At 44.3% G+C, this 25,227-nt stretch carries 20 protein-coding genes and 1 pseudogene; 14 read left to right on the top strand and 7 right to left on the bottom strand.

Annotation, left to right across the window (positions count from 1 at the left end):
• Nucleotides 1–11 precede the first annotated feature (11 nt).
• The 7 genes from AU387_RS17645 (at nt 12) to AU387_RS17615 (ending at nt 8,491) form a co-directional block, all read left to right on the top strand.
• Nucleotides 12–836 (top strand): MIP/aquaporin family protein, encoded by an 825-nt coding sequence (locus AU387_RS17645; protein ID WP_059336460.1) that lies wholly within the window; start codon nt 12–14, stop codon nt 834–836.
• A gap of 18 nt (nt 837–854) precedes the next feature.
• Nucleotides 855–2,345: a glycerol kinase GlpK gene (glpK, locus tag AU387_RS17640; protein WP_059336458.1), complete on the top strand. Its 1,491-nt coding sequence runs from the start codon at nt 855–857 to the stop codon at nt 2,343–2,345.
• A 144-nt stretch (nt 2,346–2,489) separates the two neighbouring features.
• The gene (gene glpD / locus AU387_RS17635) at nt 2,490–4,157 is read left to right on the top strand and encodes a glycerol-3-phosphate dehydrogenase (RefSeq protein ID WP_082687948.1); all 1,668 of its coding nucleotides are present in this window, start codon (nt 2,490–2,492) and stop codon (nt 4,155–4,157) included.
• A 133-nt stretch (nt 4,158–4,290) separates the two neighbouring features.
• Nucleotides 4,291–6,036, top strand: coding sequence for a phospho-sugar mutase (locus tag AU387_RS17630; protein ID WP_059293158.1), 1,746 nt, complete (start codon nt 4,291–4,293; stop codon nt 6,034–6,036).
• Nucleotides 6,037–6,183: 147 nt separating this feature from the next.
• The gene (locus AU387_RS17625; protein ID WP_059336455.1) at nt 6,184–7,326 is read left to right on the top strand and encodes a GAF domain-containing sensor histidine kinase; all 1,143 of its coding nucleotides are present in this window, start codon (nt 6,184–6,186) and stop codon (nt 7,324–7,326) included.
• Entirely contained in the window at nt 7,323–7,970 is a 648-nt protein-coding gene (locus tag AU387_RS17620) for a response regulator (protein WP_059336453.1), read from the top strand. The genes AU387_RS17625 and AU387_RS17620 overlap by 4 nt, the downstream gene beginning before the upstream one ends.
• Nucleotides 7,967–8,491 carry an NADPH-dependent FMN reductase gene (locus tag AU387_RS17615; RefSeq protein ID WP_059293155.1) on the top strand — a complete coding sequence of 175 codons (525 nt, stop codon included), beginning with the start codon at nt 7,967–7,969 and terminating at the stop codon, nt 8,489–8,491. The genes AU387_RS17620 and AU387_RS17615 overlap by 4 nt, the downstream gene beginning before the upstream one ends.
• A gap of 15 nt (nt 8,492–8,506) precedes the next feature.
• Here AU387_RS17615 and AU387_RS17610 read toward each other — a convergent pair whose 3' ends face one another.
• A complete protein-coding gene (locus AU387_RS17610; protein WP_024120719.1) occupies nt 8,507–8,749 on the bottom strand; it encodes a YhdB family protein in 243 nt (80 codons plus the stop codon).
• A gap of 201 nt (nt 8,750–8,950) precedes the next feature.
• Here AU387_RS17610 and AU387_RS17605 point away from each other — a divergent pair, with 201 nt between their 5' ends.
• Nucleotides 8,951–9,274, top strand: a complete 324-nt coding sequence (locus tag AU387_RS17605; protein ID WP_044156615.1) for a YqzG/YhdC family protein — start codon at nt 8,951–8,953, stop codon at nt 9,272–9,274.
• Nucleotides 9,275–9,317: 43 nt separating this feature from the next.
• Here the strand turns inward: AU387_RS17605 and lytF are convergent, their stop codons facing one another.
• The 3 genes from lytF to AU387_RS17590 form a co-directional block, all read right to left on the bottom strand.
• The gene (lytF, locus tag AU387_RS17600; protein WP_059336451.1) at nt 9,318–10,763 is read right to left on the bottom strand and encodes a peptidoglycan endopeptidase LytF; all 1,446 of its coding nucleotides are present in this window, start codon (nt 10,761–10,763) and stop codon (nt 9,318–9,320) included.
• A gap of 152 nt (nt 10,764–10,915) precedes the next feature.
• Nucleotides 10,916–11,356 carry a nitric oxide-sensing transcriptional repressor NsrR gene (gene nsrR / locus AU387_RS17595; protein ID WP_059336449.1) on the bottom strand — a complete coding sequence of 147 codons (441 nt, stop codon included), beginning with the start codon at nt 11,354–11,356 and terminating at the stop codon, nt 10,916–10,918.
• 111 nt (nt 11,357–11,467) lie between these two features.
• Nucleotides 11,468–13,000, bottom strand: coding sequence for a mechanosensitive ion channel (locus tag AU387_RS17590; protein WP_059336448.1), 1,533 nt, complete (start codon nt 12,998–13,000; stop codon nt 11,468–11,470).
• Nucleotides 13,001–13,166: 166 nt separating this feature from the next.
• Here AU387_RS17590 and spoVR point away from each other — a divergent pair, with 166 nt between their 5' ends.
• Nucleotides 13,167–14,573 (top strand): stage V sporulation protein SpoVR, encoded by a 1,407-nt coding sequence (gene spoVR / locus AU387_RS17585; protein WP_059293151.1) that lies wholly within the window; start codon nt 13,167–13,169, stop codon nt 14,571–14,573.
• A gap of 30 nt (nt 14,574–14,603) precedes the next feature.
• Here spoVR and phoA read toward each other — a convergent pair whose 3' ends face one another.
• On the bottom strand, nt 14,604–15,980 hold the full coding sequence (gene phoA / locus AU387_RS17580) for an alkaline phosphatase PhoA (protein ID WP_059336445.1): 1,377 nt from the start codon (nt 15,978–15,980) through the stop codon (nt 14,604–14,606).
• Between the two features lie 539 nt (nt 15,981–16,519).
• Here phoA and lytE point away from each other — a divergent pair.
• Nucleotides 16,520–17,520, top strand: a pseudogene (gene lytE / locus AU387_RS17570) (peptidoglycan endopeptidase LytE).
• Between the two features lie 69 nt (nt 17,521–17,589).
• Here the strand turns inward: lytE and citR are convergent.
• On the bottom strand, nt 17,590–18,465 hold the full coding sequence (gene citR / locus AU387_RS17565; RefSeq protein WP_024120726.1) for a transcriptional regulator CitR: 876 nt from the start codon (nt 18,463–18,465) through the stop codon (nt 17,590–17,592).
• 108 nt (nt 18,466–18,573) lie between these two features.
• Between citR and citA the strand changes: the two genes are divergently transcribed.
• The 4 genes from citA (at nt 18,574) to AU387_RS17545 (ending at nt 23,735) form a co-directional block, all read left to right on the top strand.
• Entirely contained in the window at nt 18,574–19,674 is a 1,101-nt protein-coding gene (citA, locus tag AU387_RS17560) for a citrate synthase CitA (RefSeq protein ID WP_059336439.1), read from the top strand.
• A gap of 72 nt (nt 19,675–19,746) precedes the next feature.
• Nucleotides 19,747–20,616 (top strand): SDR family oxidoreductase, encoded by an 870-nt coding sequence (locus tag AU387_RS17555; RefSeq protein ID WP_059336438.1) that lies wholly within the window; start codon nt 19,747–19,749, stop codon nt 20,614–20,616.
• A gap of 247 nt (nt 20,617–20,863) precedes the next feature.
• Complete coding sequence (bcaP, locus tag AU387_RS17550) at nt 20,864–22,261, top strand: branched-chain amino acid transporter BcaP (protein WP_059336435.1); 1,398 nt, start codon at nt 20,864–20,866, stop codon at nt 22,259–22,261.
• Between the two features lie 118 nt (nt 22,262–22,379).
• On the top strand, nt 22,380–23,735 hold the full coding sequence (locus AU387_RS17545; RefSeq protein WP_059336433.1) for a sodium-dependent transporter: 1,356 nt from the start codon (nt 22,380–22,382) through the stop codon (nt 23,733–23,735).
• Nucleotides 23,736–23,772: 37 nt separating this feature from the next.
• On the opposite strand, the gene pdxR is transcribed toward AU387_RS17545, so the two are convergent.
• Entirely contained in the window at nt 23,773–25,179 is a 1,407-nt protein-coding gene (gene pdxR / locus AU387_RS17540; RefSeq protein ID WP_059336431.1) for a MocR-like pyridoxine biosynthesis transcription factor PdxR, read from the bottom strand.
• Between the last annotated feature and the right edge of the window lie 48 nt (nt 25,180–25,227).

The raw sequence follows: 25,227 nt of genomic DNA, 5'->3' as shown, positions 1-25,227 counted from the left end.
AGGAATTATCTATGACAGCATTTTGGGGAGAACTAATCGGTACGATGCTGCTTGTTATTTTTGGCGCAGGTGTTTGTGCAGGAGTCAATTTGAAGAAATCGCTTTCATATCAATCTGGCTGGATTGTTGTTGTATTTGGATGGGGATTAGGTGTGGCAATGGCCGCTTATGCGGTCGGCGGCATCAGCGGCGCCCATCTCAATCCCGCGTTAACGATAGCATTTGCTTTTGTTGGTGATTTTCCGTGGAAAGAGGTTCCGGTTTACATTGCGGCGCAAATGATCGGTGCAATGATCGGTGCGGTAATTGTTTACCTGCATTACCTGCCGCATTGGAAGTCTACCGATGATTCCGCTGCCAAGCTGGGTGTTTTTTCAACCGGACCCAGCATTCCGCATACGTTTGCAAACGTTTTAAGTGAGGTTATTGGGACATTTGTCCTTGTGCTTGGAATTTTGGCGATTGGGGCAAATGAGTTTACAGAGGGACTTAACCCTTTAATCGTCGGTTTTCTCATCGTTGCTATCGGTATTTCTCTTGGAGGAACCACGGGATATGCAATTAATCCCGCCCGCGACTTAGGTCCGCGGATTGCCCACGCACTTCTGCCGATTCCGGGGAAAGGCTCATCAAACTGGAAGTACGCATGGGTTCCTGTTGCCGGCCCGATTTTGGGCGGATCATTCGGCGGTGTATTTTACAGCGCCGCGTTTCAGGGGCAGATTACAAGCAGTTTCTGGATTGTAAGCGTTGTATTGGTTGTGGTATTGTTAGGACTCTATGGCTATACGAAAAAACATGCAGCTCAAACACTATCAAATTCAAAATATATTTAAGCAAAGGGGAGACATCTTATGGAAACTTACATTTTATCCTTAGATCAAGGGACAACAAGTTCAAGAGCGATTCTGTTTAATAAAGAAGGCAAAATCGTTCACTCCGCTCAAAAGGAATTTACACAATACTTCCCGCATCCAGGATGGGTTGAGCATAATGCAAATGAAATTTGGGGATCTGTCCTTGCTGTTATCGCATCTGTCATTTCTGAATCGGGAATCAGCGCTTCTCAAATTGCCGGAATCGGCATTGCCAATCAAAGGGAAACAGCGGTTGTTTGGGATAAGGATACAGGAAAGCCTGTGTATAATGCGATCGTTTGGCAGTCACGACAGACATCTGGAATCTGCGAGGAGCTTCGCGAAAAAGGATATAATGATACATTCAGAGAGAAAATAGGCCTTTTGATAGATCCATATTTTTCTGGCACGAAGGTGAAATGGATTTTAGACAATGTGGAAGGCGCAAGAGAAAAAGCGGAAAAAGGCGAGCTGCTGTTTGGAACGATTGATACATGGCTCATTTGGAAAATGTCAGGCGGAAAAGCGCACGTGACGGATTATTCCAACGCCTCAAGAACGCTGATGTTTAATATTTACGATTTGAAATGGGACGATGAGCTGCTTGAGATTTTAGGCGTTCCGAAATCAATGCTCCCTGAAGTGAAACCGTCCTCTCATGTGTATGCGGAGACAGTTGATTATCACTTCTTCGGAAAAAATATTCCGATTGCTGGAGCGGCAGGCGACCAGCAGTCCGCGTTGTTCGGCCAGGCGTGCTTTGAAGCAGGCATGGGGAAAAACACATACGGCACAGGATGTTTCATGCTGATGAATACAGGGGAAAAAGCAATTAAGTCGGAACACGGGCTGCTGACAACAATCGCCTGGGGCATTGACGGTAAAGTTGAATATGCTTTAGAAGGAAGTATTTTTGTCGCAGGCTCAGCCATCCAATGGCTCAGAGACGGAATGAGAATGTTCCAGGACTCTTCGCTTAGCGAATCATACGCAGAGAAAGTTGATTCAACTGACGGCGTATATGTCGTTCCGGCCTTTGTCGGCTTGGGAACGCCTTACTGGGACAGCGATGTGCGCGGTTCAGTTTTCGGCCTGACTAGAGGCACAACAAAAGAACATTTTATCCGTGCCACGCTGGAGTCATTGGCTTATCAGACGAAAGATGTGCTTGATGCAATGGAAGCGGATTCTAACATTTCATTGAAAACGCTTCGTGTGGATGGCGGCGCTGTTAAAAATAACTTTTTGATGCAGTTTCAAGGGGATATTTTGGATGTGCCTGTGGAACGACCGGAAATCAATGAAACAACTGCGCTTGGCGCGGCATATTTGGCAGGTATCGCTGTGGGATTCTGGAAGGATCGTTCTGACATTATTAACCAGTGGAATCTGGATAAGCGTTTTGAACCGAAATTGGAAGAAGAAAAACGAAATGAGCTGTATAAAGGCTGGCAAAAAGCCGTTAAAGCAGCTATGGCTTTTAAATAAAATAAGAGTATGTTATAATGGTTACAAGTTAATAAGAACGGTCCTGAGATGAGGAGAGACCACAGCACCAAAGTGTGAACATGCACTTTGGCTGTTGTGGTCTCTTTTTCTATTTACTTACCGTGACAACAAGGAGGAAACGTAATAATGAAAAATCAATTTTCAAGTCTTGAGCGGGATCGCATGCTGACAGACATGACGAAAAAAAAATATGATCTATTTATCATCGGAGGAGGAATTACAGGAGCTGGTACAGCTCTTGACGCGGCATCAAGGGGCATGAAGGTCGCACTCAGCGAAATGCAGGATTTCGCGGCTGGAACATCAAGCAGATCAACAAAATTGGTTCATGGCGGATTGCGCTATTTAAAACAATTTGAAGTGAAAATGGTCGCTGAGGTAGGGAAAGAGCGGGCGATTGTCTATGAAAACGGCCCGCACGTTACCACACCGGAATGGATGCTGCTTCCGTTTCATAAAGGCGGCACATTCGGCTCATTCACAACCTCTATCGGTTTAAGAGTTTATGACTTCTTAGCCGGCGTAAAAAAATCAGAACGCAGAAGCATGCTTTCAGCAAAAGAAACGCTGCAAAAAGAGCCTTTGGTGAAAAAAGACGGTTTAAAAGGCGGCGGCTACTATGTTGAATACCGCACTGACGATGCGAGACTGACAATAGAGGTCATGAAGGAAGCGGTCAAATTCGGGGCAGAGCCTGTGAATTATTCCAAAGTAAAAGAACTCCTTTATGAAAAAGGCAAAGCAGTCGGTGTATTAATTGAAGACGTTTTGACGAAAAAAGAATATAAAGTATACGCGAAAAAAATCGTCAATGCGACAGGCCCTTGGGTAGACCAGCTCAGAGAAAAAGACCATTCTAAAAACGGAAAGCACCTTCAGCATACAAAAGGTATTCACCTTGTATTTGACCAATCTGTCTTTCCTTTGAAACAAGCGGTATATTTTGATACACCGGACGGCCGCATGGTGTTTGCTATTCCTCGTGAAGGCAAAACATACGTGGGCACAACCGATACTGTTTACAAAGAGGCCTTGGAGCATCCGCGCATGACAACTGAGGATCGCGATTACGTCATCAATTCAATCAATTACATGTTCCCGGAACTGAATATGAAAGCGGATGATATCGAATCAAGCTGGGCTGGCCTGCGTCCGCTCATTCATGAAGAAGGAAAGGACCCTTCCGAGATTTCACGCAAAGATGAAATTTGGACGTCAGATTCAGGCTTGATTACTATTGCCGGCGGTAAGCTGACCGGGTACAGAAAAATGGCGGAGCACATTGTCGACCTTGTTCGTGATCGATTAAAAGAGGAAGGCGAAAAGGATTTCGGCCCATGCAAAACGAAAAACATGCCGATTTCAGGCGGGCACGTCGGCGGTTCTAAAAACCTTGCATCCTTCGTGACGGCGAAAACGAAAGAAGGCATTGCGGCCGGCTTATCAGAAAAGGATGCGAAACAGCTGGCTATCAGATACGGCTCCAACGTAGAGCGTGTCTTTAATCGGGTCGAGGCACTGAAAGACGAGGCTGTGAAGCGAAATATCCCGGTTCATATCCTTGCCGAGGCAGAATACAGCATTGAAGAAGAATTGACTGCAACGCCTGCTGACTTCTTTGTCCGCAGAACGGGACGTTTATTTTTTGATATCAATTGGGTAAAAACATATAAAGACGCCGTTATTGATTTTATGAGCGAGCGATTCCAGTGGGATGAGCAGACGCAAAACAAACATACAGAAAACCTTAACAAGCTATTACACGATGCGGTTGTACCGGTCGAACAATAAAAATAACGGGCTGTCTGCAGCCCGTTTTTTCTTTTATGAGCCAGAAAGCGTCAGATCTCAAGATATCAAGTGACAGAGACGCTCTCTTCATATTAAAATAATGGCATATGGCTGATACATAGGAGGACGAATTATGACTTGGAGAAAGAGCTATGAACGCTGGAAACAGACAGAAAATTTAGATCCTGAATTAAAAAAGCTCCTCACTGAATTAGAGGGGAATGATCAGGCTCTTGAAGACTGCTTCTATAAAAACCTTGAATTCGGAACTGGGGGTATGCGCGGAGAAATTGGCGCCGGTACGAATCGGATGAATATTTACACGGTGCGCAAGGCATCAGCGGGATTTGCGGCATACATCTTGCAGCAGGGTGAGGAAGCGAAAAAACGGGGCGTTGTCATTGCGTATGATTCCCGCCATAAGTCACCGGAGTTTGCGATGGAAGCGGCAAAAACGCTTGCTGCACAAGGCATCCAAACGTACGTATTTGATGAGCTTCGCCCGACGCCGGAGCTGTCATTCGCTGTCAGACAACTGAACGCTTACGGAGGAATTGTTGTGACGGCTAGCCATAACCCGCCTGAATATAATGGGTACAAAGTGTACGGTGATGACGGCGGCCAGCTGCCTCCGCGTGAAGCAGACATCGTCATTGAGCAGGTAAACGCCATCGAAAATGAACTGACAATCACAGTCGAAGATGAAGAAGTGTTAAAAGAAAAAGGCTTAATAAAGATCATCGGTGAAGAGATTGATAAGGTCTATACTGAAAAACTGACATCTATTTCCGTTCACCCTGAGTTATCCGGAGAAGTGGATGTGAAAGTGGTTTTCACTCCGCTGCATGGAACCGCAAACAAACCGGTCAGACGCGGACTTGAAGCCCTCGGCTATCAAAATATCACGGTCGTGAAGGAACAGGAACTGCCAGATCCGGACTTTTCAACTGTAACATCTCCGAACCCGGAAGAGCATGCTGCATTTGAATACGCTATTAAGCTCGGCGAAGAGCAAAATGCAGATATTCTTATTGCAACAGATCCGGATGCGGACCGCCTTGGCATTGCGGTGAAAAATGATGAAGGCAAATATACAGTGCTGACAGGAAACCAAACCGGTGCCCTGCTGCTTCATTATTTGCTTTCTGAAAAGAAAAAACAAGGAATCCTGCCTGAGAATGGCGTCGTTCTGAAAACAATCGTAACAAGTGAAATCGGCCGCGATGTCGCATCTTCATTCGGACTCGATACGATTGATACACTGACGGGCTTTAAGTTTATCGGTGAAAAGATTAAAGAATACGAAGCCTCAGGCCAGTACACTTTCCAATTCGGATATGAAGAAAGCTATGGTTATTTAATCGGAGATTTCGCCCGCGACAAGGATGCCATTCAGGCCGCACTTTTGGCAGTTGAGGTTTGCGCGTTCTATAAGAAACAAGGAACGTCATTATACGAAGCGTTAATGAATATCTTCAAAGAATATGGTTTTTACCGTGAAGGGCTGAAATCACTGACGCTGAAAGGAAAACAGGGAGCGGAGCAGATTGAAGCGATTCTTGCTTCCTTCAGACAAAATCCGCCGCAAACAATGGCCGGTAAACAGGTTGTCTCAGCAGAGGATTACGCTGTAAGCAAACGGATGGTTTTGACGGAAAATAAAGAAGAAGCCATCGACCTGCCAAAATCAAATGTATTGAAATATTTCTTGGAAGACGGATCTTGGTTCTGCCTCCGTCCTTCTGGTACTGAGCCGAAGGTCAAATTTTATTTCGCTGTAAAAGGAACATCCCTACAAGACAGTGAACAGCGTCTTGCCGCACTTTCTGACGATGTCATGAAGACAGTTGACGAAATTGTCGAAGCAACAGCAAAATAATTTGAAAAAAGCTGGATCACGCAATGTGATCCAGCTTTTTTCTATTTCTCATCCAAAAGTCTGAAAGAAAATCATCCTTCATGTGAAGTAACAATATTCAAAAAACTGGTATAATCTTAGATAATAACCATAGTCGGAGTGAGAGACGTGACCAAACCGAGGGTGGAAAAATTAAGAACGCTGAAAACCATTGCCGAGACTTTGAATCAAGGACACGATGTCAAAGCAACGCTGAATGAAGTGTTAAAAGAATTGCTGAGCTTAACGAATCTTCAGTCTGGATGGATCTTTCTCATTGAAGAGGACGGTTCCTATACATTAGCGGCAGACGCATACCTGCCGCCTGCTTTAAGCAGGAGGGAAAAAGTGCTGATGTGTGAAGGGGAGTGCTATTGCCTGACGAAATTCAATAACGGCGGACTTAGAAAAGCAGCCAATATTATGAACTGTAAACGCATAGAATCAGCTGAAGAGCTGCATTGTTTTGACACAGAAGGGATTACGCATCATGCAACCGTTCCCTTAGAAGATGGAGACAGACGGTTTGGTTTATTAAATGTGGCGGCGGCCGGAAAGACACTTTTTGATGAGGAGGAGCTTCATTTGCTGGAGGCAGTTGCTTTTCAGATCGGAACGGCGCTACAGCGGATGAGGCTTGCTGAATACAAACAAAAAAACGCTCTTTTAATGGAGCGGAACCGTCTCGCTCAGGAGCTGCATGATTCAGTCAACCAGATGCTGTTTTCCGTCAGTTTAACAGCAAAAGCGGCAAAGACATTAACACAAGAAGAGACCCTGCAGCAAATGATTGATTTTATTCAAACGTTAACGCAGGACGCGCTGGCTGAAATGAAGTCCTTAATTTGGCAGCTTCGCCCCGGAGGATTGGAAAAAGGGCTGGCTGAAGCCATTAAAAGCTACGGCACTCTGATCGGATTGAATGTCGTCTTTACACAAAAAGGATGTCCGGACCTTCGTGATGAAGAGGAGCATATGCTGTGGCGTGTCGTGCAGGAAGCCCTCAATAATTGCAAAAAGCATGCCGGGACTGATACGGCATATGTCAGAATTACTGCTTCTTCGTCCTATGCAGCCCTGGATATTATCGATCATGGGGCAGGATTTCGTTATGAAGCGCACGACGGACTGCCTTCACTTGGCATCAAAGGAATGAAAGAGCGGGCAGAAAAAGCCGGCGCGGAATTTTTCATTGAGTCAGAGCTTGGAGCTGGCACGAAGCTGTCTGTCAGGCTTCCGCTTACCAATCAGAAAGGAAGAACAGTGAGATGAGAATTGTAATAGCGGATGATCACCATGTTGTCCGGAAGGGACTTCGTTTTTTCTTTGCCACCAAGGACGATATTGAAGTTGTCGGAGAAGCGGCAACCGGAAGTGAGGCCCTCCGTGTCATCGAAGAAACAAAGCCTGATCTCGTTCTGATGGATCTGTCGATGCCGGATATGGATGGAATAGCAGCAACAAAAAAAGCAGTACAGCAATTTCCCGGTGTCCATATCGTCGTGCTGACGAGCTACTCTGACCAGGAGCATGTCATCCCTGCGCTTCAGGTAGGAGCGAAGGCGTATCAGCTAAAGGATACGGAGCCGGAGGAATTGGTGAAAACACTGAGACAGGTTGATTCAGGCGAATATATGCTGTCTTCAGCTATTATGCCCCATGTCCTGACACATATGAAAAAACAGAATGAACCGGAAAAAGAAAAATTTTATCAATTAACCCGGCGGGAAAGAGATGTGCTAAACGAAATTGCTTGCGGAAAAAGCAATAAAGAAATCGCAGCATCGTTGTTTATTTCAGAAAAAACAGTAAAAACCCATGTGTCTAATCTTTTAGCAAAGCTTGAGCTGGCGGACCGCACACAAGCAGCGCTTTTTGCAGTGAAATACAACCTGAATGGAGAGACCACAAAGTGAACATATTAGTGATTAGCGGCTCGCCGAGAACACATGGCAGGACAAGAATTGCGGCAGCCTATATTTCATCTGTGTATCAAACGGATTTGATTGATTTGAGCGAATTTATATTGCCGTTATTTAACGGTGAAGCCGAACAGGCCGAGCTTACGCGGGTACAAGAGCTGAAACAGCGCGTCAGCAAAGCGGATGCGATTGTATTACTATCTCCTGAATATCACAGCGGCATGAGCGGCGCTTTAAAAAATGCACTGGATTTTTTAAGCAGCGAACAATTTAAATATAAGCCAGTAGCTCTTTTGGCAGCAGCAGGCGGCGGAAAAGGCGGAATCAATGCGCTGAACAATATGAGAACCGTGATGAGGGGCTTATATGCCAATGCCATACCGAGGCAGCTTGTGCTTGATCCGGTAACGATTGATGCGGAAAACGCAACAGTAACGGAACACATGGCGGCCAGCATAAAAGAGCTGATGGAAGAATTGCACATGTTCGCAAATGCAGGAACCCCCGGCGTCTAAACACCGGGGGTTTTTTTATGTGAGAAGCGCTAATTGATCCTCATATGTCAGCTCAGTGGCATGATCAATATAGCGGAGAAGAGAATACAGCACCTTTTCTAATACAGCATAATCCTGTTCAAAATGGTATGCATGCAAAAAATGCTCAATTCGTTTTGATAACAAATCATCCTCTGTCCGCACCATTAAAATTAATAAATTATCCCATTGGGAACGATGGGTGTAATACAATGCTTTGTCGTAATCAGCATAATCCATATCAATCGCTTCTCCTTTCCTGTGTGAGAAGTTCAGGATTAGTTTATGCCGCATCAGCTGTTATTGACGGGGCAAAACTTGGCGTCTGCGTCAGAACTGGGGTAGCAATATGAGGGAGACATAAAATGAAAATGTCTGAATGAAGCAAGCGGTTTTGGAAAACCTAAGATGAAAATAATCTGGGTACAGGAGACTGAAAACATGAAATCTCTGCCGTATGCCATTGCGCTTCTGTTTTGCGGTTTACTCATCTTATCGATGGCTGCAAAAGGGCATTCAGAAAACATGAACGAGTCTGTCCAAAAGTGGGAACAGCTCGCTTGGAGTAAAATTCAAGATGAATATAAAGGGGCTTCTTTTTCCGATTACGCCTATATGGGGCGGACCGAGGTGAATGACCAGCAGACAAAGGATGTCTTTCGGGTGACCGTCAAACAGAATGATGAAACATTTTCCGTGCGTGCGGAAGTTTATTTTCACCCTGTGACAAAACATATGATCAGCATCAATGTGTTTCGTCTTTAATAAAAAAAACTGTACAGCCGACAAAGGCCATACAGTTTTGTTTTTAGAAATAACGCTTTGCTCCGAGGTAGCGCTGTTTCCAGTATGAGTTGTTCATATTTGAAATGACAACCCCTGAGTCGTTGGCATTAATGAATTCCCCGTTTCCGAGGTAAATCCCGACATGAGAAGGGCCGGCTTTGTATGTCGAAAAGAAGACAAAGTCTCCGACTGCAGGCTGGCTGACAGGTTTCATGGTGTTCCAGTAGCCAGCCGCCGTTAATCTGGACACAGAAGTCACTTTGTTTAGCGCATAGTAAATGAATCCGCTGCAGTCAAATCCGGCCGGTGTTGTTCCTCCCCAGCGATATGGAACACCAAGGTGCTCCTTAGCGGCCGCGATCATTTTGTTAATCTTCGCGCTTGTTGAGATCGTGCTGCCTGAAGATCCGGAACTTGAATTTGAAGATGAAGCTTTGCCTGTAATCGTGAGCTTCTGGCCGATTTGTAAGACATCGTTTTTCAAGTTGTTTTTCTCCCGGATCTGCTGGGCTGTCACATTGAACTTTTGAGCGATCACCCATAAGGAATCACCGCTCTTCACCGTATATGTAGTCGTCGTTGTGCCGGAGCTTGAATTTGACGAAGACGGTGTTGTTGATGTGCTGGAACTTGATTTGCCGGTCAGCTTCAGCACTTGTCCGACGTACAGAACGTCTGATTTCAGATTGTTGCTGTTTCGGATTTGCTGTACAGTCAGGTTATATTTGTTTGCGATCTTCCAAAGTGAGTCTCCGCTTTTTACGGTGTACTTCGTTGTTGCTGACGCTGATTGATTTGATTTGGATGAATTGTTTTTGGATGACGAATTAGAACCCGCTGATTTTGTTTTTAACACTTGATTCACATAAATGGTATCTGATTTTAAATTGTTCAATACCTTCAATTCAGCGATGGACATATTGACTTTGTTCGCGATTTTCCAAAGCGAATCACCTAGCTGCACTTTGTAAGTGCCAGTCGAAGCTGAAGAGCTTGAGCTCGATTTAGATGGTTTAGAGCTGCTTGAAGTGCCGGAACTGGAATTTGAAGAAACCTTTCCGGATACTTTTAATTTTTGCCCTGCACGAATCATGTCGCTGCTCAATCCGTTTAACTTTTTCAGTTCCTGTACCGACATCTTAAACTCATTGGCAATCAGCCATAGTGAATCGCCGCTTTTCACTGTGTAAACAGAATTTCCGCTCTTCTTTGCTGTTGAGCCTGAAGAAGATGATGAAGTGCCGGAATTGCTGCCTGGGATGGTAAGCGTCTGGCCGATTGACAGGACGGTAGTCGAAAGATGGTTGGCGGATGTGATGGCCGCTACACTTGTGTTGTAGTTTTGCGCCAGCTTCCATAAGGAATCTCCGCTTTTGACTTTAATCGTTGCTGCTTCAGCGGGTGTAATCGCTAGTGTTGTGCTGACAATCGCGGATGCTGCCAGCCCTGCTGCTAATTTCTTTTTCATCTGAGCTCTCCTTTTTCCCCCAATGATTTTGAATATGCTGTTTCTTTTTTATATCGGCAGATTCAACTCATCGTTTTGCCTTTTTTAAAAATCAGTCATATTATCTTAACAGAAAGCAGGAAAAAGGGCATAAAAAAAGAAGGAATCATCAACTATTCCTTCATTTTCAAAAGCTGCATAATTTCGTCTTTGTTTTTGACAAGGTCTCGCAGCGTATATTTGTTTAAAACGGCAAGATAGGCCATAAGCGCTTCATTAAGCACGTGTTTTAAGCCGCACACTGGAGAAATAATGCAGAGATTTCTATTCGCATCAAAACATTCAACAATATTAAAATCGTCTTCTGTTTTTCTGACGACCTCTCCGATATTAATGTCTTCAGGATCCATGCCTAAACGTATGCCGCCGCCCCGTCCGCGTATCGTTTCTACATATCCGAGCTGACCGAGCCTGTATATGACTTTCATGAGATGATTTTTTGAAATAGAATACGTTTCGGCAATCTGTTTTATATTTGAAAGTTCTCCGGGACGTTCTGCAGCAAGAAAAATCAAAACTCGTAATGAATAATCTGTATAATTTGTTAACTTCATATTAAGACCTCGGAATAAGACATTTTCTATATCTTATCATAATCTATTATAAAATGAAAAAAAAGGAATTTCCCTAAAAAAGCGTGCACCCTGCTGGGCACACGCATTTTTTTAATTCATGTCATTGGAAGGATTTTGTTTTGAACGGTTTTTCGTATCAACTTCAGTGTTTTGAATTTTGCGTTCGAATTTAGAAAGATAACGTGAAGCAAAATCCTTTCCGCCAAGACCGAATGATAAACCGAATGCAAGTGCGAATCCGCCAAGCACGATGATAAATGCGGAATTGACAATTGTGTCAGCGACTCCGAGCTGATCAAGGGCCATAAAGAAAGCCAGTGCGATGATTGTATACTTTGCAATCGCAGCTAAAGATTTGAACTCCTGACCTTTGATCATGCTGGCCAGTACCTTGCGCACCAATTCTCCGGCGTAAAGGCCGATTCCGAGGATAAATACTGCGACAAGGACATTCGGCAGATACGCGATGATGCCGCCAGCGATCTCAACAAGTAAATGCAGCTGAACAACTTGCAGCGCCTCGGCTGTAAACAGCAGGATCACAATGATTTGCGCAATCATACCGACAACTTGGGAGAGTGACAGCTTTGCGGATGCGCCAGGTTCTACGCCCATTTTTCCTAATAAAGAATCAAAGCCTGCACGGCGGAGCAGTCCGGACACCATTGTGTTTACCCATTTTCCGGCCCATATACCGGCTAAAATCAGTACGATGGCGATAATGATATTCGGAAGCATGTTTAAGATGGTATTGAGCATAGAGACGGCTGGCTGAGAAATGCCGGCGACATCAAGACGATCAAGCGCTGAAATGACAACCGGAATGAAAATCAGCACATAAGCAATGGTTCCGATGACAGCAGAAAGGCTTGTATCCTTTAAGTAAATGGATAATCCCATACGAGCAGCGAATCTTTCTGTACCGATGCTTGCTAGGAAATTCGTGATGATGTCACGGACCAGGCGGGCGATGAGCCAGCCGATTAAAACGATCAGCGCCGCAGCGAATAATTTCGGCAGAAAAGCGAGTACGCTTTCCATCATATTTGTAAACGGGCCTGAAATTCCGCTGATATTCAGCGAAGATAAGACTCCCGGCAAGAATATGAGCAGCACAAGATAAAAGACAATTTGTGAAGCGGCGTTAACTGCCTGGTGAATATCTTTCCCTTCAGATACCAAGTTCCATTTGCGCAGTTTTTCGCTCGTGTTCAGCTTCATCCCGATTTTTTTGACAAGAAAGCTTAACACAGAAGCTGCCGCCCAGCCTAACAGCAGAATCAATCCGGCCTTCAGCAGGCTCGGAACAGCAGCTGCAATAGCAGAAAGCATGCTGACAAAAGGCGAAGCCACTGTTGTCAGGTGCAAAATGTTAAAGAATAAAATAAAGACGATAATCAAAGCGATAAAATAAACGACCTTGCTTACGATTTTTTCTGATGAATAGCGTGACGGCTTTTTCTCAGCAAAGATCTTGTCGTCGATTTTTGTTTTTCTGAGCCCTTTGTACACCGCTTTTTCAATGATTTTGGCGATAGCCCATCCGATTAATAAGACAAGCAAAGCAATGATGAGGTTTGGCAACTTACTGAGATAAGAAGAAAACATGTCTGCTGCATTCAATTGGTATCGCTCCTTTTTTTCGTAATATGGTCTGTTTTTACCCACTGACACATTTGGCAAACAGGCCAATGTGCAGGGCGAGTTTTTTTTAGGCAAAAATGTGACTTATCATCTTTTATCAGGCGGGCTCATACATTATAGATAAGTCCAAGTAGGGGGGATTCGGTTGAACGCGGAGGAGAAAAAGGGATTACAGCGGGCAATTGAGGAAATTACCGAAGTTGCAAAAGGATTCGGCCTTGATTTCTATCCGATGAGATATGAAATCTGCCCGGCTGAAATTATTTATACATTCGGCGCGTACGGGATGCCGACAAGATTCAGCCACTGGAGCTTCGGGAAACAGTTTCACAAAATGAAACTGCATTATGACCTTGGATTAAGCAAAATTTATGAGCTTGTCATTAACTCAGACCCATGCTACGCCTTTTTGCTGGACAGCAATTCACTGATACAAAATAAATTGATTGTCGCCCATGTTCTCGCTCACTGTGACTTTTTCAAAAACAACTGCCGCTTCCAAAACACGAAGCGTGACATGGTGGAAAGCATGGCGGCAACGGCGGAGCGAATTAAGTATTATGAACGGATTCACGGAATAAAGGAAGTGGAGGCCTTTTTAGACGCGATCCTTTCAATCCAGGAGCATATCGATCCTTCTTTGGTGCGTCCGAAGCTCCAGTGGAGTGTGGATGATGAGGAAGAAGAGTTTGAGGAAATGGCTACGCCGTACGATGATCTATGGAATTTAGATGGAAAGAAACCGAGAAAACAACTGAAAAAATCAAAAAAACCTTTCCCGCCGCGGCCCGAGAAAGATATTCTGCTTTTTATTGAAGAGCATTCAAGGGAACTTGAGCCGTGGCAGCGTGATATTTTGACGATGATGAGAGAAGAAATGCTTTATTTCTGGCCTCAGCTGGAAACGAAAATTATGAATGAAGGATGGGCTTCATACTGGCATCAAAGAATTATCCGGGAGCTTGATTTAACCTCTGATGAAGCGATAGAGTTCGCCAAGCTGAATGCCGGGGTTGTCCAGCCGTCAAAAACAGGAATCAATCCTTATTATTTGGGACTGAAGATTTTTGAAGATATTGAGGAACGGTATAACAATCCGACTGAGGAAATGAAGAAAATAGGCGTCAAGCCGAACTCAGGCCGGGAGAAAATGTTTGAGGTCAGAGAGATTGAATCAGATATCTCATTCATCCGCAATTATTTAACAAAAGATTTAGTGATGCGCGAGGATCTTTACCTGTTCCAAAAGCAGGGCAGAGACTACAAAATCGTCGATAAAGAGTGGGAGGCTGTCCGCGACCAGCTTGTGAGCATGCGGGTAAACGGAGGATTTCCGTATTTGACAGTAAACGAAGGCGATTATCTGAAAAATAACGAGCTCTTAATTAAGCATTGGTATGAGGGCATAGAACTGGATTTGAAATACTTGGAGAAAGTGCTTCCTTATTTATACCAGCTGTGGGGAAGAAGCGTGCATATCGAATCTGTGCTGGAGGATAAGCAAGTGATGTTTTCGTATGACGGAAAAGGGGTTCACCGCAGGTATTTATAAGAAAAAAGGATGCAGTCTTCTGCATCCTTTTTATTTACCTGTTTTCAAAATGTTAAATATGATTTTTGCCTGGTCGGTATTGTTGATCAGTCCGCTGAATTTCTCTTTTCCGGGGCCGTACGCGTATACCGGCACTTCTTCACCGGTGTGATCGGTACTGGTCCAGCCGCTGTTAGAGCGGGTGTTGAAAATCTTGATGATGGCTTTGTAGGCGCCTTTGCTTTTGTCAGCCTGTGAAGCGGCTTCAATACTTTTCATTTCTTCACGTGTGAAATCCAGATCTGTATAGCGGGCGAGCACATCTTTGACCGGTTTGCCTTCGCTGATTTTTTTGGCCATAAACTCAGGTGTTTTTTTCGCGGCCAAAATCGGCTCCGCATGCCAATTTTTTTCGCCGTTTGCACCGATGGTAAATCCGCCTGTCGTATGATCAGCAGCTGCAATTACAAGCGTATGTTTATCTTTTTTCGCAAATTCAATAGCGGCTTTATAGGCCTGTTCAAAATCCTTAACCTCGCTCATGGCTCCGACAGTATCATTGTCATGAGCGGCCCAGTCAATTTGGCTGCCTTCGACCATCAAGAAAAATCCTTTTTTATTTTGATTCAGCCGGTCAATTGCTGAAACAGTCATATCTTTCAGGGATGGGGTTTTGCTGTCGCGGTCGAGCGCTTTAGCAAGCCCTCCGTCTGCAAAAAGCCCGAGCACCTGCTGATCTTTATTTTTCTTCAGCGCTTGTTTTGTTGTCACATAGCTGTAGCCCGCTTGTTTAAATTCTTTCGTTACATTTCTGTCCTTGCGGGTAAAGTAGGATTTTCCGCCGCCAAGCAAAACGTCAATTTTTTGTTTGCCTTTTATTTTATCATCCATATAGCTGTTGGCGATTTGGTCCATGTTTTTCCGCGATTCATTGTGGGCGCCGTATGCTGCGGGTGTGGCGTGGTTAATTTCAGACGTTGCGACAAGCCCAGTCGATTTGCCTTGCTGTTTGGCTTCTTCGAGCACAGATTTTACTTTTTTTCCGTTTTTATCGACACCAATTGCATTGTTATATGTCTTAACGCCTGTCGCTAATGCTGTTCCGGCGGCTGCTGAATCTGTAATATTATAGTCAGGATCATCCGGGTGCGTCATCATCATGCCTGTCAGGTTCCGGTCAAATTCAGTTAACTTTGGGTTGTTCGGTGTTTCACCGTTATTTTTCATGGAACGGTAGGCATTTATGTATGATGTTCCCATGCCGTCCCCAATCATCACAATGACATTTCTGATCTCATCTTTGTTTTGTTTTTTGGCGCTTGCTTTTTCGGTCTGCTGCAGCTCTGCACCGGCGAATATACCGGCTGTAAGCACGGAAACAGCTGCGACTGGCAGCAATTTTGATTTCATTTTTTGAAACAGACTCATTTTTTTGCAGGCCTCCTTTAATTTGTTCTGCTTATTACGATATGGAATGTTTGTTAAGTGCGGCTGTTGATCCTGTAAACATTAAGTAAAGGATTGTGATGAATATAAATTGTCTGTGTCCGTTATCTTGCCTTTCTTTCATCAAAGCATTCATTTTTTCTGAAAAATCTTTACCTCATGGTTTATGCGTGATATGGTTGTTTAAATAAAAAAACTGCGGATGCCCGCAGTTTTTATCGAAACCTATAAGTTCCACATTCTTTCGCTATGTCATAAATCCTCAAAATCTTCTTCAATTATTTCCTAAATGTTGATAAACCGCCCAAAAAACATGACAAAAGCACTCGTTTTTTGTCACCTTTGAAATGAAAATGAAATATTTAATACCCTTAAAAACTTTTTTTGAAAACGAATAATTAAGAAATTTGTCACGTGAAGTCAAGACTATTTCTGTTGGGAATCCATCCTTATAATAGAAAACAAGATGATTAATTAAAAAAAAGAGATAATAATAGATATACATATTTAGGGAGGAAAACATGAAAAAGCAAATCATTACAGCTACAACAGCAGTAGTTTTAGGATCGACCTTATTTGCAGGAGCGGCATCTGCACAAAGCGTCAAAGTGAAAAAAGGCGACACGTTATGGGATCTTTCAAAAAAATACGGCACCACAATAAGTAAAATTAAATCAGAAAACAAGCTTCATTCTGATATTATTTACGCAGGACAGACTTTATCTATTAACGGTAAATCGGCAGCATCAGGTTCAAAAGCAGTTCATCTTCTTCTACATACAAAGTAGTGAGCGGCGACAGTCTTTGGAAAATTTCGAAAAAATACGGCATGACGATCAATGAACTGAAAAAACTGAACGGCTTAAAATCAGATCTTCTGCGTATCGGACAAGTTCTGAAAGTGAAGGGCTCAAGCAGTTCAAGCAGCTCCGGCTCATCAAGCGTGTCTACGTCTGCAACTTCTACATACAAAGTAGTAAGCGGCGACAGTCTATCTAAAATCGCGAAAAAATACGGCACAACGGTTAGCAAAATAAAGAGTCTCAACGGCTTAAAATCAGATTTAATCTATGTCGGACAAGTATTGAAGGTGAAAGGAACAAGTTCTAAACCTGTCACTTCCTCTAAGCCTTCATCTAGTTCAAGCAGCAAAGTATCATCTACATCACTTAACGTAAGCAAACTGGTTTCTGATGCAAAAGCGCTAACTGGAACGCCGTACAAATGGGGCGGAACAACAACTTCCGGTTTTGACTGCAGCGGATTCATTTGGTACGTATTAAACAAACAAACAAGTGTGGCAAGAACGAGCACTGCGGGATACTGGAGTTCCATGAAGAGCATTGCCAGCCCGTCTGTCGGTGATTTCGTATTCTTTACAACATATAAATCCGGCCCTTCTCACATGGGGATTTACATTGGAAACAACAGTTTCGTTCATGCAGGATCTGACGGCGTACAAATCAGCAGCCTGAACAACAGCTACTGGAAGCCTCGCTACCTCGGTGCGAAAAGATTCTAATTTTGCGAAGTAACCCGTTCATAGAACGGGTTTTTTTCATTAGACGGAGCATCTTCGCTTTGGTTACATTTAAAAATGAAAATGTGATAAAAAGTCCAAAAACTTTTTTTCCTTCTTATTTTCATAAAGGGCGATCGCATAAGCACCGGCATAGGGCAGCTGCACAGAATGGTAAGGGATTCTGATCATCTGTTTTTCCTCTAATTCGCGCTTTACTGTAGATAAGGGGAGGAATGAAACGCCAAGTCCTTCTTTTATAAACCGTTTCGTTATATGGGTTTGTGTGACTTTCATTGTTCTCACAAATGGAAATGTCACTCTGACTTGACGGAGTAAGTCGTCCCAGTAGTCAGGGTGATTGTGGGTCAAAAGCAGGTATTGCTCAAGCACCTCTTTGGCATCAATTTCTTCGTCTGATGTGAAACGCTGATCAGGAGGCGCAACGAGGACGACAGGGTCCTTATATAAACAGTGGCATGTTAAAGAAGAAGACTGGACTTTTAAACAGCTCAGTCCGATATCCGCCTCGCCGGCTTTAATCAGAGACGAGATTTCTGCCGATTCAAAAATTTTCACTGCAATTTCTGTCTCGGTATTCATTGAAGTGTATCGTTTCATAACAGATGGAAGCACGGTATCGGCGATAAGCGGCGAAACCGCGAGCTGTAAGGTTTGAGAGTAGCCTTGTCTCACTCTGTGGAGCTCTGCCATGCTGTTTTCATAGTCATCAAGCAGCCTCAGTGCGAATGGCAAATAAGCCCTGCCTTCATCGGTTAACTGAATCTGCCTGCCTTTTCGCTCGAACAGCTTGCAGCTGATTTCTTTTTCTAATTGCTTGATATGAACGGTTACAGTGGGCTGAGATAAAAAAAGCGTTTCTGCTGTTTTTCTGAAGTTTTCATATTTCGCTGCGGTCACAAAGGTGTGAAGCCATTTGAAATCCATTTCCATTCTCCCTCTGATTAAGATTTTTAATTAATTCCCTTTAAAATATTCAATATTTTTTAAATATTATATTTACTATAATAACAGAAAAGGATAGGGGGAATACAAATGGTACATTACGGATTAAAGGGAATTACATGTGTGGACACATCAATCAGCCATATTGACGGCGAAAAAGGCCGGCTTATCTACAGAGGGCATCATGCAAAAGACATCGCGCTGCATCACAGCTTTGAAGAAGCCGCTTACTTAATTTTATTTGGAAAACTGCCGGCATCAGATGAATTACAGACATTTGAAAAAAAGCTGATTGCGGAGCGAAACCTGCCTGACCGTATCGGGCGTTTGATTCAGTCGCTGCCAAACAACATGGACGACATGTCGGTACTGAGAACGGTTGTTTCAGCATTAGGGGAAAATACGTACACGTTTTATCCAAAGATAGAAGAAGCGATTCGGCTGATTGCCATCACGCCGTCCATTATCGCTTACAGAAAACGCTGGGTGCGCGGCGAGCAAGCCATTGAGCCATCTTCCCAGTACGGACATGTCGAAAACTATTATTATATGCTCACCGGTGAACAGCCTTCAGAAGCAAAAAAGAAAGCGCTTGAAACATATATGATTCTGGCCATGGAGCACGGCATGAACGCATCAACTTTCTCGGCACGGGTCACTTTGTCTACAGAGAGTGATTTGGTATCGGCCATTACCGCGGCGCTTGGCACGATGAAAGGCCCGCTTCATGGAGGGGCTCCATCTGCTGTGACGAAAATGCTTGAAGACATTGGAGAAAAAGCGAATGCTGCAGCGTATTTGACAGCAACGCTTGAAAAAGGAGAACGCCTGATGGGATTTGGACACCGCGTGTATAAGACGAAAGATCCGCGGGCAGAAGCTTTGAGACAGAAAGCTGAAGAGGTTGCAGGCGATGACCGTGATTTGGATCTGGCGCTGCATGTAGAGGCAGAAGCGATTCGTTTGCTGGACATCTACAAACCGGGCCGCAAGCTGTACACAAACGTTGAATTTTATGCAGCTGCTGTCATGAAGGCGATTGATTTTGATGATGAATTGTTTACACCGACGTTTTCCGCAAGCCGAATGGTAGGCTGGTGCGCACATGTGCTGGAACAAGCAGAAAACAACATGATTTTCCGCCCGTCAGCTAAATATACAGGGGCTATTCCTGAAGAAGTACTTTTATAAACATATTTTGCAGTTTATTCGCTTCTGTGATGTGGTAAACGATCAGTATTATCATGTCTAGGAGTGATCAATATGAACCCAAAGGACAGACAAACAGAAGGACAAGAACCGCAGCGGCAGGACCGGCAGCCGGGTATTGAGTCCGAAATGAATCCTCTTCCTTTATCAGAGGACCGTGATTATAAAGGAAGCGGAAAACTGAAAGGAAAAGTCGCGATCATTACAGGAGGCGACAGCGGAATCGGGAGAGCGGCAGCAATCGCGTACGCAAAAGAAGGGGCGGACGTCTCCATTCTTTATCTGGACGAACATTCTGACGCGGAGGAAACGCGAAAACAGATTGAACAGGAAAACGTCCGCTGCCTGCTGATTCCGGGTGACGTCGGAGATGAGAAGCATTGTGAACAGGCTGTACAGCAAACCGTAGACCATTTTGGGAAGCTGGATATTTTGGTTAACAACGCAGCTGAACAGCACCCGCAGGACAGTATTCTTGATATTTCAACAGAGCAGCTTGAAAAAACCTTCCGCACGAACATTTTTTCAATGTTTCATATGACAAAGAAAGCTTTGCCTCATTTGAAAGAAGGTAGCGCAATCATTAATACGACCTCGATTACCGCTTATGAAGGGGATACCGCATTAATTGATTATTCCAGTACAAAGGGGGCAATTGTCTCCTTTACACGATCAATGAGCAAATCTCTTGCGGATAAAGGCATCAGAGTGAATGCGGTGGCGCCCGGTCCGATTTGGACACCGCTGATTCCGGCGACATTCCCGGAAGAAAAAGTGAAACAGCATGGACTTGATACACCGATGGGCAGACCGGGACAGCCGGTTGAGCATGCGGGGGCATACGTCTTGCTCGCATCTGACGAATCTTCCTATATGACGGGACAGACGATTCATGTAAATGGCGGCCGTTTTATTTCAACATAATGTACAAAAAACCAGCGAATCTGCTGGTTTTTTTGTGCATGAAAATAGGTTACTGCAAAAATTTGTCGAATTTTTAAAAATTTAGTTTTCATTTTCGGATTTTTATATATAATATTGAGTAGGAGAAAGGAATGATTTTTCACCGGTACAAATATAGTAGAAAAAAAGAAAAACGGCCATTACCGCTCATGAATTCAGAAAATTCAAATAAAATATAAAGAAAACATCAGCTAGGAGTTGAAGGGGAATGAAAGGAAGCGTATTTAGGAAGAAAAGCATACAAGATTTAATCGCTGCAACGAATGGGGAAAAATCCTTACAAAGAGAATTAGGGGCATTTGACTTAACACTGCTTGGGATTGGGGCCATTATTGGTACTGGGATTTTTGTACTGACGGGAACAGGGGCAGTAACTGCCGGACCCGGACTGACCGTTTCATTTGTTGTCGCAGCGCTGGCTTGTTTATTCGCTGCATTGTCTTATGCTGAATTTGCTTCAAGTGTGCCTGTCTCAGGTTCCGTGTACACATTTACTTATGCTACAATGGGAGAACTTTTGGCCTTCATTATCGGGTGGGATTTAATTTTAGAGTATATGCTGGCGGTAAGTGCCGTTTCAGTCGGGTGGTCCGGGTATTTTCAATCATTTTTGTCCGGGCTGGGCATTCATCTTCCGGTTGCCTTAACGGCTGCTCCGGGGGCTGTAAAAGGAACATTTACCATTTTTAATCTGCCTGCGTTTGTCATCGTTCTTGCGATTACGTATTTGCTTTATTTAGGTATCAGAGAATCTAAAAGAGTCAACAACATAATGGTAATTTTAAAAGTGCTGGTCGTTCTCTTATTTATTGCGGTGGCAGCTGTTTACGTGAAGCCGGATAACTGGCAGCCGTTTATGCCAATGGGCTTTGGCGGCGTATTCAGCGCAGCGGCGCTCGTTTTCTTTGCTTTTATCGGATTTGACGCTGTATCCTCTGCTGCGGAAGAGACGAAAAACCCTGGGAAGGATCTGCCGAAAGGAATTATTTTCTCATTATTGGCTTGTACGATTTTATATGTGACTGTATCAGCCATCATGACAGGGGTTGTTCCGTTTGCCCAGTTTGCAGGCGTCGATCATCCGGTTTCTCTCGTTCTTCAAAGCGCGGGGCAAAACTGGGTGGCAGGCATTATCGATATCGGCGCGGTTTTGGGAATGACAACGGTTATGCTTGTGATGCTTTATGGACAGACACGCGTTATGTTTGCTATGTCTCGTGACGGTCTGGTTCCGGGCTCGCTTTCTAAGGTTCATCCGAAGCATAAAACACCTTATGTTGCGACTTGGTTTTTCGGCATTATGTCGGCGCTTCTCGGTTCACTTGTTCCGCTTGATGAGCTTGCCAAGCTGGTAAACATCGGTACGCTGTCAGCGTTTGTGCTGATTTCTGTGGCGGTTATCGTATTGAGAAAGAAACAGCCTGATCTCCCGAGAGCTTTTAAATGTCCGGGGGTTCCGGTTATCCCGGGCTTAGCAATTCTTTTCTGCCTGTTCTTAATTTTTAATCTTGGATGGGTGACGATTGTCCGCTTCCTTGTGTGGCTGTTAATTGGCTTGGCGATCTATTTCTTATATTCAAGAAAGCATTCAAAATTAAATCAATAACTCTCAAAGAAGAGAGCGGCTTACACTGGCCCGCTCTCTTTTCTATTCTCATCAAATGAATATATAGAAATAAGCATGAAAATAAGAGATAATATAGGCTGGAAAGGAAGTGACATCATTGTCTGAGCAAAAACCAGTCCAATGGGCTTCAAAAATCGGTTTCGTCATGGCTGCCGCTGGATCAGCCATCGGCTTAGGCGCGATTTGGAAGTTCCCTTATGTAGCGGGGACGAATGGAGGAGGCGCCTTTTTCCTTATTTTTGTGCTATTTACCATTCTCTTGGGCTATCCGCTTTTAGTGGGAGAATTTATCTTTGGAAGACGGAACCAAACGAATGCCATTGATGCATATAAAAAAGAAGCGCCGCGAACAGCTTGGTTTCTCACAGGATGGGTCGGCGTAGCGGCTTGTTTCTTAGTTTTATCGTTTTACAGTGTTATCGGAGGATGGATTTTACTATATATAGTGAAAACAGCATCAGGTTCACTGTCCGGACTCACCCAGGAACAGTACGGTGCACTTTTTGGTTCTGTTATTCAAAATCCCGTGCAGACGCTCGCGGCTCAGCTTATCTTTATGGTGCTGACTGTGCTGGTTGTCGCCAGAGGGGTTCAAAAAGGGATTGAACGGGTAAGCGCGGTGATGATGCCGATTTTGTTTATATTGTTTGTCCTGCTTGTTCTTCGGTCGCTCACGCTGGATCATGCGATTGAAGGCGTGAAATTTTTGCTTGTGCCTCATTTCGGCGATTTGACGCCGGAGTCTGTTTTATTTGCGCTGGGACAGGCTTTCTTTACGTTAACACTGGGGGTTTCGGTCATGGTGACTTACAGCTCCTATCTGCCGAAAACGCAAAATATCCCGCGTTCTGCAGCCTCCATTGTCGTCATGAATATCATTGTGACACTTTTGGCAGGCCTGGCTATTTTTCCCGCGGTATTCTCCTTCGGATTGGAGCCGAATGAAGGTCCGACTTTGCTGTTTACAGTGCTTCCGGCCGTTTTTGAACAGCTACCGTTCGGCATCCTGTTTTTCATCGGCTTTCTTGTCGCATTTTTATTTGCCGCACTGACCTCTGCCTTTTCAATGGTGGAAATGATTGTAGCCATTATCGGCAAAGGCGATGAAACAAAGAGGAAAAAACTGTCATGGACAAGCGGTTTTTTAATCTTCTTAGTCGGTATCCCATCTTGCTTATCTTATGGCATAATGAGCGATGTGCGCATATTTGATAAGACGTTTTTTGACGTTGTCGATTTTACTGTCAGCAATGTTCTGCTGCCATTAGGCGCCCTGTTAATTTCTATTTTCATTCCGCTGAAAATATCCAAACAGGAGCTGTGGGCAGAAATGAGACAAGGATCGCATCCCGGAAAAACATTCTTTTATATATGGTTTTATTTGCTCCGTTTCGTTGTGCCGCTGGCTATTATTATTGTGTTCTTAAATTTAATCGGCATTATATCCTTTTAGAAAAACAGGCTCCGCTGGGGGCCTGTTTTTTTGTTTTTTATGATTTCATCAGCGGCTCCCATGCGGTTTTCAGCTTTTTGATACCGAGCCGGATGTCCTCTTCAGAAAGCCCTCCATAACCGATTAAGACAGAAACAAACGGCGGCTGGCTTTTGCACGATGGAGATACCGGATAGACATTCACTCTGTTTTTGGCAGCGGCTTTTATCGCCTCATCCTCACTGGCTGAAAACATGAGCCGGAGCAGGATGTGAAGCCCCGAGTCTTTTCCGAGAACCTCCACACTGTCTCCCAGTTCAGTTCGTATCGCTTCCAGCAGAACAGCATGTTTTTTTCGATACAAGGATCTCATCCTGTTCAAGTGCTTTTGCCATTCGCCGTTTTCAATGAAATCTGCCAATGCCAATTGATTATGGGAAGAGACCGTCTGTTTCATCAAAAGCGCATTTTTTCTTACGGGTTCAATAAGTGCAGCAGGAAGAATCATATAGCTGATCCGCAAGGAAGGGAGCAATGATTTTGAAAAAGTGCCGAGATAAATGACCCTGCCATTCGGGTCAAGACCTTGCAGAGATGGAATGGGCTGCCCGCTGTAGCGGAATTCTCCATCATAATCATCCTCAATAATAAATGAGTTTGCCTCTTTTGCCCAAGATAACAGTTCCTGTCTTCGGGCGATCGTCATTATGCTCCCGAGCGGGAATTGATGCGAGGGAGTCGTATAGACAAGATGCGGGCTCTCGTGTGTAAGGCTAGCCGGCAGGACTCCTTCTTCATCAGTGCAAATGGGAATCGCGTTCATGTGATTGGCCTCAAACATTCGTCTTGAACGGTGAAATCCCGGTTCTTCAAAACCGATTTTTGTTCCCGGCTGTAGCGTAAGGCAAAGAATTTGCAGAAGGGCGGTAGTGCCTGCTCCGATAATAATCTGGCTGGGGTCACAATTGACACCCCGTGACAGTCTGACAAATCGGGCTATCATTTCTCTGAGTGCAGGTTCTCCTTGAGGATCGCCTGAGGTGTGAAATTGTTCAGAATACAGATCGAGACTTTTCACTATGCTTTTTCGCCAAGCGTTAAAGGGAAAGTGGACCGGATCGACATTTCCTTGGTGAAAGTTAATAACAGGTTCTATTTCTTTATGAGTGACCAATTGAGGAGGCGGTTGATATGATACTGGAGCAGCCGGAAACTCAGGTTCAATTTCTGCCGCAAACCAGCCGATTTTAGGCTGGCTTTTGACATATCCTTCAGCGGTTAATTGCTCGTAGGCGCGTTCTACCGTTGCTGTGCTGACACCGAGCAAGCCGGAGAGCCTTCGTTTTGACGGAAGCCTCATTCCCTTGGTGATTCTGGCATGTATCATTTCATGTTTGAAATAGGTGTAAAGCTGTTCATACAGCGGTGTTTTGCTTGTTTTGTCCAGAAACGGCGTGATATCCATTTTATCTCTCCTTTGCATCTGGCGTGGTCATTTTTTCAGGTTTTGGCT

It is taken from the genome of Bacillus halotolerans (assembly GCF_001517105.1).
Taxonomy (GTDB): Bacteria; Bacillota; Bacilli; order Bacillales; family Bacillaceae; genus Bacillus; species Bacillus halotolerans.
The sequence above is the reverse complement of the archived record's forward strand: the minus strand, read 5'-3'. Positions and strand labels throughout refer to the sequence as shown.